Annotated in this window: 13 protein-coding genes; 4 read left to right on the top strand and 9 right to left on the bottom strand. The window is 67.5% G+C overall.

Going from position 1 to position 11,841, the window contains the following annotated elements:
• The first annotated feature begins 103 nt into the window (after positions 1–103).
• From Q8L83_RS17620 to Q8L83_RS17610, 3 genes are all read left to right on the top strand, one after another.
• Entirely contained in the window at positions 104–1,723 is a 1,620-nt protein-coding gene (locus Q8L83_RS17620; RefSeq protein ID WP_305289298.1) for a DEAD/DEAH box helicase, read from the top strand.
• A 121-nt stretch (positions 1,724–1,844) separates the two neighbouring features.
• Entirely contained in the window at positions 1,845–2,900 is a 1,056-nt protein-coding gene (locus tag Q8L83_RS17615) for a diguanylate cyclase (protein WP_305289296.1), read from the top strand.
• Between the two features lie 87 nt (positions 2,901–2,987).
• Positions 2,988–3,791: an enoyl-CoA hydratase/isomerase gene (locus Q8L83_RS17610; protein WP_305289294.1), complete on the top strand. Its 804-nt coding sequence runs from the start codon at positions 2,988–2,990 to the stop codon at positions 3,789–3,791.
• Between the two features lie 3 nt (positions 3,792–3,794).
• Here Q8L83_RS17610 and Q8L83_RS17605 read toward each other — a convergent pair whose 3' ends face one another.
• From Q8L83_RS17605 to Q8L83_RS17565, 9 genes are read right to left on the bottom strand one after another with little or no spacing between them, the layout of a single operon-like run.
• On the bottom strand, positions 3,795–4,199 hold the full coding sequence (locus tag Q8L83_RS17605; RefSeq protein ID WP_305289292.1) for an iron-sulfur cluster assembly accessory protein: 405 nt from the start codon (positions 4,197–4,199) through the stop codon (positions 3,795–3,797).
• A 15-nt stretch (positions 4,200–4,214) separates the two neighbouring features.
• Entirely contained in the window at positions 4,215–4,574 is a 360-nt protein-coding gene (locus Q8L83_RS17600) for an SUF system Fe-S cluster assembly protein (RefSeq protein ID WP_305289290.1), read from the bottom strand.
• A 5-nt stretch (positions 4,575–4,579) separates the two neighbouring features.
• On the bottom strand, positions 4,580–5,794 hold the full coding sequence (locus Q8L83_RS17595; RefSeq protein WP_305289288.1) for a cysteine desulfurase: 1,215 nt from the start codon (positions 5,792–5,794) through the stop codon (positions 4,580–4,582).
• Entirely contained in the window at positions 5,794–6,834 is a 1,041-nt protein-coding gene (sufD, locus tag Q8L83_RS17590) for a Fe-S cluster assembly protein SufD (RefSeq protein ID WP_305289286.1), read from the bottom strand. Before sufD ends, Q8L83_RS17595 begins: the two co-directional genes overlap by 1 nt.
• Positions 6,831–7,577, bottom strand: coding sequence for a Fe-S cluster assembly ATPase SufC (gene sufC, locus Q8L83_RS17585; protein WP_305289285.1), 747 nt, complete (start codon positions 7,575–7,577; stop codon positions 6,831–6,833). Before sufC ends, sufD begins: the two co-directional genes overlap by 4 nt.
• Positions 7,577–7,948 carry a hypothetical protein gene (locus Q8L83_RS17580; RefSeq protein ID WP_305289283.1) on the bottom strand — a complete coding sequence of 124 codons (372 nt, stop codon included), beginning with the start codon at positions 7,946–7,948 and terminating at the stop codon, positions 7,577–7,579. The genes sufC and Q8L83_RS17580 overlap by 1 nt, the downstream gene beginning before the upstream one ends.
• A gap of 26 nt (positions 7,949–7,974) precedes the next feature.
• The gene (sufB, locus tag Q8L83_RS17575) at positions 7,975–9,444 is read right to left on the bottom strand and encodes a Fe-S cluster assembly protein SufB (RefSeq protein WP_305289281.1); all 1,470 of its coding nucleotides are present in this window, start codon (positions 9,442–9,444) and stop codon (positions 7,975–7,977) included.
• A gap of 11 nt (positions 9,445–9,455) precedes the next feature.
• Positions 9,456–10,598 carry a cysteine desulfurase family protein gene (locus Q8L83_RS17570; RefSeq protein ID WP_305289279.1) on the bottom strand — a complete coding sequence of 381 codons (1,143 nt, stop codon included), beginning with the start codon at positions 10,596–10,598 and terminating at the stop codon, positions 9,456–9,458.
• Entirely contained in the window at positions 10,595–11,032 is a 438-nt protein-coding gene (locus Q8L83_RS17565) for an Rrf2 family transcriptional regulator (protein WP_305289277.1), read from the bottom strand. Before Q8L83_RS17565 ends, Q8L83_RS17570 begins: the two co-directional genes overlap by 4 nt.
• A 155-nt stretch (positions 11,033–11,187) precedes the next feature.
• Between Q8L83_RS17565 and Q8L83_RS17560 the strand changes: the two genes are divergently transcribed.
• Positions 11,188–11,838: an alpha/beta hydrolase gene (locus Q8L83_RS17560; RefSeq protein ID WP_300576728.1), complete on the top strand. Its 651-nt coding sequence runs from the start codon at positions 11,188–11,190 to the stop codon at positions 11,836–11,838.
• Positions 11,839–11,841 lie beyond the last annotated feature (3 nt).

The raw sequence follows: 11,841 nt of genomic DNA, 5'->3' as shown, positions 1-11,841 counted from the left end.
ACTTGAAAGCGCTTCCGCCTATGTTCCGCGGCGCGCGTCGATCACGCCGCGCTTGTCGATCAGGGGCGCGACGTGACGCCCGCTGATCTTGATTTGCCGATGAATGACTGAATTTTCCTCTCTGGGCCTGTCGGATTCGACACTGAAGGCCATCGCCGAAACCGGCTACACTGACGCCACGCCCATTCAGGAGGCGGCCATCCCGGTCGCTCTGGCCGGTCGTGATGTCCTGGGCATCGCTCAGACGGGCACGGGTAAGACCGCCGCCTTCACCCTTCCGATGATCGACCGCCTCGCCGCGGGCCGGGCCAAGGCCCGCATGCCCCGGGCGCTCGTCATCGCGCCGACTCGGGAGTTGGCCGACCAGGTCGCCTCCTCCTTCGAGCGGTACGCCAAATACCATCGCCTGAGCTGGGCCCTGCTGATCGGCGGCGTCTCGTTCGGCGACCAGGAAGCCAAGCTCGACCGCGGGGTCGACGTGTTGATCGCCACTCCCGGCCGTCTGCTGGACCATTTCGAGCGCGGCAAGCTGCTGCTCACCGGCGTGCAGATGCTGGTGGTCGACGAAGCCGACCGCATGCTCGACATGGGCTTCATCCCGGACATCGAGCGCATCTTCAAGATGACGCCGCCGCGCCGCCAGGTGCTGTTCTTCTCGGCCACCATGCCGCCGGAGATCACCCGCCTGACCAAGCAGTTCCTCAACGATCCCACGCGGATCGAGGCGAGCCGCCCGGCGACCACGGCCGAGACCATCACCCAGTATATCTGCGACCTGCCGGTCTCGGACTCCAAGGCCAAGCGCGCCGCCCTGCGGGCCCTGGCCGAGCGGGCCGACGTCAAGAACGGCATCGTCTTCTGCAATCGGAAGACCGAGGTCGATATCGTCGCCAAGTCGCTTAAGACCCACGGCTTCGACGCCTCCCCGATCCACGGCGACCTCGACCAGGCGACCCGCACCCGGACCCTGGAGAGCTTCCGCAAGGGCGAGCTGAAACTGCTGGTGGCCTCCGACGTCGCCGCCCGCGGCCTCGACATCCCGGCCGTCAGCCACGTCTTCAACTACGACGTGCCGCACCATGCCGATGACTATGTGCATCGGATCGGCCGTACAGGCCGCGCCGGGCGCACCGGCGAGACCTATATGATCGTCACCCCGGCGGACTCCAAGTCGCTGGACAAGGTGCTGAAGCTCATCGGCCAGACCCCGCAGAAGGTCGATCTCGACCTCGACTGGGCGAGCCTGACCGACGATCGCGGCGGTCGTAGCGGCGGTCGCAGCGGTAGCAGCCGCAGCTCTGGCGGCCGTGGGGGCGAATCGCGCGCCCCGGCCCGCAGCCGTCGCCCCGAACGCTCGGAGCCCGCAAGCGAGCCGGTCGTCGAGGCCGAAGCCGCCCAACCGACGCCGGCCGTGGCTGAGGCTGTCGAGGATAAGCCCCGCCGTAGCCGGACCCGCGGCCGCGCGACCGAGGCGCCGGCGGCCGCGCCGGCTCCAGAGGCCGAGCCCGAAGCCAAGCCGCGGGCGACCGCCCGGCGCGAACGCCCTGCCCGCAAGGCAGTCGAAGCGCCGGCTGAACCCGCGCCGAAGTCGAGCCGGGCCGAGCGCCCGATCCGGGGCGTCAAGAGCCGCGACGAGGCCGATGACAACCGCAATGGCGTTCGAGGCTTCGGGGCCGATACGCCCGCCTTCCTGTTGCGCCCCACGCCCACCCGCGACGACTAAATCAGGCGCGCCGCGCGCGGCCTTAACGGCTCGTTCGGCTCTGCCCGCTAACCTCCGTTCGACGAATTGGGGGAATATCCGCGGTCCTGAACGACGACAGCGGAGGGCGGGGAATTTCTAGATGTCTCAGGAAGTCGAGACCAAGCTCCGAGGCCCGGAGGGCTTTAGCCTGGCGCGCAGAGCCGTCGAGCAGATGGAGCGCCACGGAATCTGGCCCACCGCCGTCAATTTCGAGCTTTGGGTCAACTATCTGGCCGATCCCGATGGCGCCCTGGGCCAGGAGATCAATCGGCTTCTGGAAATCGGCGACGCCTTCACCGATTCCGTGAGCGAGGGCCTAGCGGCCCTCTATCTGCCCAAGGCGAAGCTGAACGATCAGATCCGCGACACCGGCGATCAGTTGAGCCGCGAACTGGCCTCCGTCTCGGCGGCCATCAATTCGGCCAAGCAGTCCAGCGAGGCCTATGGGCTGACCCTGGCCACCGCCTCTCAATCGCTCACCGCCGAAAAGGGCATGGCTAGCCTGGAGGCCACGGTGAAAACCCTGGCCGGCGCCACCCAGCGGGTGCAGGCCGAGAACAAGTCCCTCGAACGACGCCTCAGCGAATCCTCTAGCGAGGTCGCCCGGCTGCGTGAACACCTGGAGCAGGTGCGTCGCGACGCCACCACCGACGGCCTCACCAACCTTGCCAACCGCAAGGCGTTCGACGAAGAGCTTGAGCGGGCCTGCCAGGAGGCCGACGCCACCGGCCGCAGCCTGACCCTGGCCCTCATCGACATCGACCACTTCAAGGGCTTCAACGACACCTGGGGCCATCAGACCGGCGATCAGGTGATCCGCTATGTGGCCAGCGTCATCGGCCGGCTGGGCGCCACGCCCAGGCTGGCGGCCCGCTATGGCGGCGAGGAATTTGCGATCATCTTCCCGTCCGAAGACCACCATGCGGCCTTCACGACCCTGGAGGAAATCCGTCAGGAGATCGCCTCGCGGGTGCTCAAGCGGCGCTCGACCAATGAGGACCTGGGCAAGATCACCGTCTCGGCCGGCTTCGCCGAGCGGCATCCGGGCGAGAGCGGGCACAATGTGATGGAGCGGGCCGACAGCGCGCTTTATGCCTCCAAGCATGGCGGCCGTAATCTGGTGAGCATGGCCGATCCCATCCCCACCGCCGCCTGAACGCCGCCGGCCCATTCCCTCCTTGGCTGACGCCGCGTAGGTTCCTTCAGGATCGCGGCGAACGCGGCACAGTACGGAGGACGCGCCATGACCTATCAGAAGATCAAGACCTCGGTCGCCGAGGGCGTGGCCCTTGTCACCCTCTCAGATCCGGCGACCCTGAACGCGGCCGGCCTCGATCTGATGGCCGAGCTTCAGGACGCCATGGATGGCTTCGCCAAGCCTGAGTCTGGCGTGCGCTGCGTGGTCATCACCGGCGAAGGTCGCGGCTTCTGCTCGGGCGCCAATCTGTCGGGGCGCGCCGACCCGGCGCCCGCCACCGCCAGCAAGGAGCCGCCGGATTCAGGCGCGGCCCTGGAGCGGATCTACAACCCCTTCGTCACCAGCCTGCGGAACTATCCGATCCCGATCGTCACGGCGGTGAATGGGGCGGCGGCTGGCATCGGCTGCTCGCTCGCCCTGATGGGCGACCTGATCGTGGCCGGCGAAAGCGGCTATTTCCTGCAGGCCTTCCGCCGCATCGGCCTGGTGCCCGACGGCGGGGCGACCTATCTGCTCAGCCGCATGGTGGGCAAGGCGCGCGCCATGGAACTGACCCTGCTGGGTGAAAAGCTGCCGGCGAAGACGGCGCTGGAATGGGGGCTGATCAATCGCTGCGTCCCCGACGCCGAGCTGATGACCACAGCCATGGAGCTGGCCCGCGCCCTGGCCAACGGCCCCAAGGCGCTGGGCTATATCCGCAAACTGGTCTGGGATGGTCTCGACGCCAAATGGGCCGACCAACTGCATGCCGAGCGCGTCGTGCAGCGCGACGCCGGCCGCACCGAGGATTCCCGCGAAGGGGTCGTCGCCTTCCTGGAAAAGCGGCCCGCCAAATTCCAGGGCCGATAAGGCTTAGGAGTCCAGTTCGGCGTCCTGCGGCACGATGGTGACGCTCTCACCGCAGCCGCAGGCGTCGGTCTCGTTGGGATTGCGGAACACGAACTTGGACGACAGGCGCGTGGTCTCGTAGTCGATCACGGTGCCGATCAGAAACAGCACCGCCTTGGGCTCGATCAGGATGGTCACGCCCTTGTCGTGCACGACCTCGTCCATGGGGTCGGCCGTCTCGGCGTATTCCAGGACGTACTCCTGTCCGGCGCAGCCGCCGTTCTTCACCCCCACCCGCAGGCCGGCGTAAGGCTTTTCCGCCCGGGCCATGATCTCCTGCACCCGGGCCGCAGCCGTCTCCGTCAGGGAGACCACCTGGGGCCGGGGGCGGCGCGCGCGGGGGGCTGGCGTGATGCTGAGGTTTTCCATGATCAGGATATGGGGTCAGAACATGTTCAATTGAAGCTTCGCCTCGTCGGACATCCGAGACGGATCCCACGGCGGGTCGAAGACGAGATCGACCTTGCAGGACCTGAGGCCGGGGATTTCCATCACCGCGTCCTGCACCCAGCCCGGCATTTCGCCGGCCACCGGACAGCCGGGCGCGGTCAGCGTCATGTCGATGGCCACGTCCTTCTGGTCGGAGACATCGACCTTGTAGATGAGGCCGAGCTCATAGATGTCGACCGGGATTTCCGGGTCATAGACCGACTTCAGCTTGTCGATCAGCTGGTCGGTCAGGGCGTCGAGCTCCGCCTTCGACAGCGGCGCTGCGTCGTCGGTGTTGGTGGGGGCGTCATCCATGGCGTTCACGCGAAAAAGGCTTGAGTCTTGGAAAGGGATTGGACGAAGGCGTCTATATCGGCCTCGGTGTTGTAGAGCGCGATCGAGGCCCGGGCGCTGGAGGTCACGCCGAAGCGCCGCATCAGCGGCTCGGCGCAATGGGTCCCGGCGCGGACGGCGACGCCGTAGCGGTCGAGAATCTGGGCCACGTCATGGGCGTGGGCGCCTTCCATCATGAAGGACAGGATGGCGCCCTTGCCCGGCGCCTCGCCGATCACGCGGAGCCAGTTGGCGCCGGCCAGCCCCTCCATCATCCGATCATAGAGATGGGCCTCGTGGGCGGCGATGGCCGGACGGTCCAGGCCGTTCAGCCACTCGATCGCCGCGCCCAGGCCGATGGCCTCGATGATCGGCGGGGTGCCCGCCTCGAAACGATGAGGCGGATCCGCATAGGTGATCGCCTCTTCGCTGACCAGGCCGATCATCTCCCCGCCCCCCTGATAGGGCGGCAGGTCGGCGAGCCGTTCGGCCTTGCCATAGAGGATGCCGATCCCCGTCGGCCCATAGAGCTTGTGGCCGGAGAAGACATAAAAATCGGCGTCGATCGCCTTCACGTCCACCGGCTGGTGGACGATGGACTGGCACCCATCCACCAGCACCAGGGCGCCGGCCTCGTGCGCCATGCGGGTGATATCAGTGGCTGGATTGACCGTGCCCAGCACGTTGGACATGTGGCTGAAGGCGACAACCTTGGTGCGCGCGCCCAGCATCTGGCGATAGGCGTCCAGGTCGAGTTCGCCAGCGTCCGTCACCGGAACGAAGCGCAGCACCACGCCCAGGCGCTCACGCAGGAAGTGCCAGGGGACGATATTGGCGTGGTGCTCCATCTGGGTGAGCAGGATTTCGTCGCCGGCCGAGAGCGTCCTGGCCAGGCCCGCGGCGACCAGATTTATCGCCTCGGTCCCGCCCTTGGTGAAGACGACCTCGCCCTCGTCGGCATTGATGAAGCGCTCCACCGCGCGGCGGGCGGCCTCATAGGCCTCCGTCGTTTCGTTGGCGAGCGTGTGCAGGCCCCGATGGACGTTGGCGTAGGAATGCTCCATCGCTCCCGTCATGGCCGAGATCACCGCCTGCGGCTTCTGGGCCGAGGCGGCGGAGTCCAGATAGACCAGCGGCTTGCCGTTCACCTGCCGCTGCAGGATTGGGAACTGCGCGCGCACGGCTTCCACGTCGAAGGCCATCAGGCGATCCGCCCGTCTTGCGCCCAGGACCGCAGGTGTTCGCGGACGGCCTCATGCTCGATCCGGTCGATGACCTCGCCGATGAAGGCCTCGGTCAGCATGGCCCGGGCCACATCCTGGGGCATGCCCCGCTGGCGGGCGTAGAACAGGGCGTCCTCGTCCAGAGCGCCCACCGTATTGCCGTGAGCGCAGGCCACGTCGTCGGCGAAGATCAGCAGTTCGGGCTTAGCGTCCACCTCGGCGCGGTCGGACAGGACAATGGCGTGATGGCCCATGCGCGCATCGGTCCGGTCGGCGCCAGGACTGACGGTGATGCGGCCCTGGAAGACCGCCCGGGCCTGGTCATCGACCACGCCCTTGATGAGCTGGTCGGTGGTCCCATCCGTTCCCGCATGATTCACCGCGCTGGTCAGGTCGGCATGGCCACGGCCTGCCACGCGATAGGCGCCGTCCATCCGCACGGCGGCGTCACGGCCGGGATGGGTGACCCGGGTCTCCAGCCGCTGGCGCTTGGCGCCGGTGGTGAGCGTCGTCTGGGCCAGCCGCGCCCGCGGGGCGAGGTCCACCGTCGCGGTGCTGACGCTGACGGCGTCCTCGTCGTCCTGAGCCAGGATGATGCGCTCCAGCACGGCGTCTTCGGCCAGGGTGACGGCGAGGTTGGCGTCGGCGAGATAGCCGGCCGCCAGGCCCTCATAGGACTCCAGCAGGGTCAGGCGCGCCCCGGCGGCGAGCGTGATCGACAGGCTCGCCCCATGGGCGGTCGCCGCCGTGGCGGACACGAAGCGAAGCCGGACGGTGCGCGTTTCGCCCGCGGCCAGCCGAAGCAGACCCTCCTCGCCAAGGACCCGGCCATTGACGACCAGAATCTCTGCCTCGCCGATGGCGCCAAACGGCCCCGGCTGGGCCGGCGCAGCCACCGCCGGCGACGGCGCGGGCAGTTCGCGGATCAGGGCGCGCAGATCGGTCCAGCGCCAGTCCTCGTCACGACGACTGGGCAGCAGAGCGACGTCGCGCTCGCGCAGGGCGGCGGCGAGGGTCAAGCGGCCCTCGCATACTTGTCGTAGCCTTCGCGCTCCAGCTCATGAGCCAGTTCGGGCCCGCCAGACGCAGCGATGCGACCTGCGGCCAGGACATGGACCTTGTCGGGCCGGATATAGTCCAGCAGCCGCTGATAGTGGGTGATCACCAGCATGGCGCGGTCGGAGCTGCGCAGGGCGTTGACCCCGTCTGCGACGATCTTCAGGGCGTCGATATCGAGGCCGGAGTCGGTCTCATCGAGGATCAGCAGGCGCGGCGAAAGCATCGCCATTTGAAAGATTTCCATCCGCTTCTTTTCGCCGCCCGAGAAGCCGACGTTCAGCGGCCGCTTGAGCATGTCGAAGTCGATCTTCAGCTGGCCGGCCACCTCGCGGGCGCGCTTCAGAAACTCCGGCGCGCTGACCTCGAGCTCGCCTCGGGCCTTGCGCTGGGCGTTCATCGCCGTGCGGATGAAGGTCATGGCCGGAACGCCGGGGATTTCCAGCGGGTACTGGAAGGACAGGAAGAGGCCGCGAGCGGCCCGTTCGTCGGGTTCGAGCGCCAGCAGGTCCTCGCCGTCCAGGGTCGCCGTGCCCTCGGTCACCTCATAGCCCTGACGTCCGGTCAGGACATAGGACAGGGTCGACTTGCCCGCCCCGTTGGGTCCCATGATCGCGTGGACCTCGCCGGCCGGCAGGTCGAGGGTCAGACCCTTCAGGATTTCGGCCTCGGCGACGCGGGCGTGCAGGTTGTTGATCGACAGCATCAGCGGGTCTCGTCAGCCAGGAATTGGGCCATGATCAGCAGGGCGTCCTCGACGCTCTCGGCGAACTGCTGCTTGCGCGGCGCCGCCGAGGTGGTGGCGTTGCGTTTGTCGGCGGCGGTGACGCTGACCCGGCCATCTTCGAAATAGGCGGCGACGCGATAGTCCGCATGGTCCAGCGTCACCGTGTAGCGGCGGCGCTCAAGCGTGAGCTCGCGGGCCGCCAGGAATTCGGCGTCCTGGCCCAAAGCCGCCTCCAGCGCCTCGGCGCGGCCGAGATCCTCGGCCTGGCGCTGCATCTCGGCCTCTTCGCGAGCCCGGCGCTCATTTTCCCGGCGGAGAAGTTCGGCTTCGAAGGCGGCTTTGAGGGTCATCGATGGCGTCCGACGTTGTTGCTGGGTCATCCGACGGACCCTTCAAGAGAAATAGCGACCAACTTCTGGGCCTCGACCGCAAACTCCATCGGCAAGGTCTGCAGCACGTCCTTGACGAAGCCGTTGACCAGCAGTTGGACCGCCTCCTCCTGGGAGAGGCCCCGCTGCATCACATAGAAGAGCTGGTCGTCGGACAGGCGGGTCGTGGTGGCCTCGTGCTCGAAGACCGACTGACCGTTGCGGGCCTCGATATAGGGCACGGTGTGGGCCGCGCTCTCCTTACCGATCAGCAGGCTGTCGCATTGGGTGAAGTTGCGCGCGCCCTTGGCCTTGGGGTGAGCCGAAACCAGGCCGCGATAGGTGTTGGATGAGCGGCCGGCCGAAATCCCCTTGGAGATGATCCGCGAGCGGGTCCCCTCCCCCAGATGGATCATCTTGGTGCCGGTGTCGGCCTGCTGGCGACCATTGGTGATGGCGATGGAATAGAACTCGCCGACGCTGTCCTTCCCGCGCAGGACGCAGGAGGGATATTTCCAGGTGATGGCCGAGCCGGTCTCCACCTGGGTCCAGGCGACCTTGGAGCGGTCGCCGCGGCAGTCGGCCCGCTTGGTGACGAAGTTGTAGATGCCGCCCTTCCCGGTCTCCGGGTCGCCCGGATACCAGTTCTGGACGGTGGAATATTTGATCTCCGCATCCTCCAGCGCCACCAGTTCGACGACGGCGGCGTGCAGCTGGTTCACGTCGCGCATCCGCGCCGTGCAGCCCTCCAGATAGGAGACGTAGCCGCCCTTGTCGGCCATGAGCACGGTCCGCTCGAACTGCCCGCTCTCGGCCGCATTGATGCGGAAATAGGTCGACAGCTCCATGGGACAGCGCACGCCCGGCGGCACATAGACGAAGCTGCCATCGGAGAAGACCGCGCTGTTCAGGCAGGCGAAATAGTTGTCCGAGGCCGGCACCACCGAGCCCAGATACTTCTTCACCAGCTCGGGATGCTCGCGCACCGCCTCGCTGAACGAACAGAAGATCACCCCGACCTCGGCCAGCTCCTTCTTGAAGGTGGTGACCACCGAGACGCTGTCGAAGACCGCGTCGACCGCATAGCGCGGCGCGCCCTGAACGCCGGCCAGAACCTCCTGCTCGCGCAGGGGAATGCCCAGCTTGGCGTAGGTGGCCAGCAGCTCGGGATCAACCTCGTCGAGGCTCTTGGGCCCCTCCTTGGTCTTGGGCGCGGCGTAGTAATAGGAGTCCTGGTAGTCGATCCTGGGGAAGCTGACCTTGGCCCAGTCGGGCTCGTCCATGGCCAGCCAGCGCTCATAGGCCTCCAGCCGCCAGGCGAGCATCCATTCGGGCTCCTCCTTCTTGGCGGAGATGAAGCGCACGATGTCGGCGCTCAGGCCCTTGGGCGCGAACTCCTGGTCGATCGAGGTGATGAAGCCGTGCTGGTATCGCTCCAGGGCTTCCACATGTTCGACGGTCTGTTTGACGGCAGGCATCGCAGTTTCCTTCAGGCCGCAGGCGCACGACGGCGCGCGGCGTGGCGGTCGTAGGCCGTGATCCAGGCTTCGACCATCTGTTTCCAGTCTTCGGGCTTGCTGGACCACCCGCCGCTGACGCGGATCGCCGCGCCGGCGAGGTCGGTATGGCCCATGGCTTCCAGCACCCGGCTGGCCTTGACCTTGCCCGACGAACAGGCCGATCCGGCGCTAACCATCACACCTGCCAGGTCCAGGGTCATGACCTGCAGCTCGGCTGGAAAGCCGGGACCGGCAAAGCACAGGGTGTTGGGCAGGCGCGGCGCGCCCTCGCCCATGACAACCGCGCCGGCGGCGATCAGGGCCTGCTCGGCGGCGTCGCGCCAGGCGGCCTGATCGGCGGCGGACTCAAGCTCGCCGAAGGCCTGGACGGCGGCGGCGCCAAAGCCTGCGATGGCCGGGACGTTCTCGGTGCCTGCCCGACGGCCGCGCTCCTGCCCGCCGCCGTGCAGGCGGCGCACCAGGGTGGCGCGAGGCCCGAAGGTGAGCGCGCCTGCGCCTGGCGGGCCGCCGATCTTGTGGCTGGAGATGGTCAGGGTGTCGGCGCCCAGGGCGCGGCTGTCGACCGGGATTCGGCCGGCGGCCTGGACGGCGTCCACATGCAGCCAGCCCTCGGCCTTGCGCACCAGGACGGCCGCCTGAGCCACCGGCTGGATGACGCCGGTCTCGTTGTTGGCCAGCATCAGGGCGACGAAGGGCCGGCCATCGGCGGCGTCCCACGCCTCGAGCCGGGCGGCGAGCCAGGCGAGATCAACCTGGCCCGAGCCGTCCACCGGCATGAGCTCGACCTCCGCGCTCGACGCCCGGGCGGTCTCCAGGACGGCGTCATGCTCTATGGCGCCGATAATCAGCCGCCGCGAGCCCGTGGCCACGGCGCTCTCGATGGCCAGGGCGTTGGCCTCGGTGCCGCCGGAGGTAAAGATGACGGTGGAGGCCGGCGCGGCGATCAACTCAGCCACCTGCTCGCGGGCCAGTTCCATCCGCGCCCGCGACGCGCGTCCCGCCGCGTGCACCGAAGAGGGGTTGCCCCCGGCGATCAGAGCCGCATGGGCGGCGTCCAGCGCTTCGGGTCGGATCGGCGCGGTGGCGTTGTGGTCGAGATAGACGGCGCTCATGCCGCCACCGTCCCGCGGTCGGCCAGCCGACCCTGGACCACATCGGCCAGGGACACCGATTCCAGATAGGCATGAATCTGCCGGCCCATCTCTTCCCAGAGGTCGTGGGTCAGGCACTTCTCGCCGCTCAGCATGCAGCCCTGTCGAGCGTCCTGACCGCAGCGGGTGGCGCGCAGGGGCTCGTCCACGGCCAGCACGATCTGGGCGATATTGGTCTCGCTGGCCGTGCGGGCCAGGCGATAGCCGCCACCGGGACCGCGGGCGCTGACCACCAGGCCTTCGCGGCGCAGGCGGGCGAAAAGCTGTTCCAGATAGGACAGGGAGATTTCCTGGCGCTGGGCGATTTCGGCCAGAGCGACGGCCTTGTCGCCCTCGCGCCGAGCCAGATCGGCCATAGCCATCACGGCGTAACGCCCTTTGGTGCTCAAGCGCATCGGCTCTGGCCCGCCTTGCAGTTTTCCCGCGCATCGGATTGAGCCTGTGTTACAAGCCCCGGCTTCGCAGCGGCGGTTTTCCAGGTTGAACGCATGAGTGCGATCTAGGAAGACCAAGCTCCTTAGTCAAGTATTCGGCGGCACGAGAGGATGGCATGCCAGAGGTTGTTCTGACCGGCGCGGCTGGACGGATTGAAGGGCGCTACGCCCAGGGCAAGACGGAAAATGCGCCTGTGGCGCTGATCCTCCACCCGCATCCCAAGGCCGGCGGCCAGATGAACAATCCGGTGGCCGTCCAGCTCTATCACCTGTTCATGAAGCGGGGCTTTTCGGTCCTGCGGTTCAACTTCCGCGGCGTCGGCCGCAGCCAGGGCGAGTTCGATTCCGGCATTGGCGAGCTGGCCGATGCGGCCACGGCGCTGGATTGGCTACAATCGACCAACCCGGCCGCCTCACAGTGCTGGGTCGCCGGCTATGACTTCGGCGCCTGGGTTGGCATGCAACTCCTGATGCGCCGGCCCGAGACCGATGGCTTCATCTCCGTCTCGCCGCCCACCAACATGTATGACTTCAGCTTCCTGGCCCCCTGCCCGGCCTCAGGCCTGATCCTGCAGGGCTCGGCCGACACGGTGACCCCGCCGGTGGAGGTGGAACGCGTGGTCTCCAAGCTGCGGACCCAGAAGGGCATCGTGATCGATTACGATCTGGTCGATCAGGCCAACCACTTCTGGACCGAGCAGCTTGTCGAGGTTGAGACCCGGGTCGGGGCCTATCTCGATAAGCGTATGGCGGCCTCGGAGGCCTGAGCC

Source organism: Phenylobacterium sp. (assembly GCF_030680185.1).
Lineage (GTDB): Bacteria > Pseudomonadota > Alphaproteobacteria > Caulobacterales > Caulobacteraceae > Phenylobacterium.
Note: the sequence above shows the minus strand (reverse complement) of the source record. Positions and strands in the feature narration are given on the sequence as shown.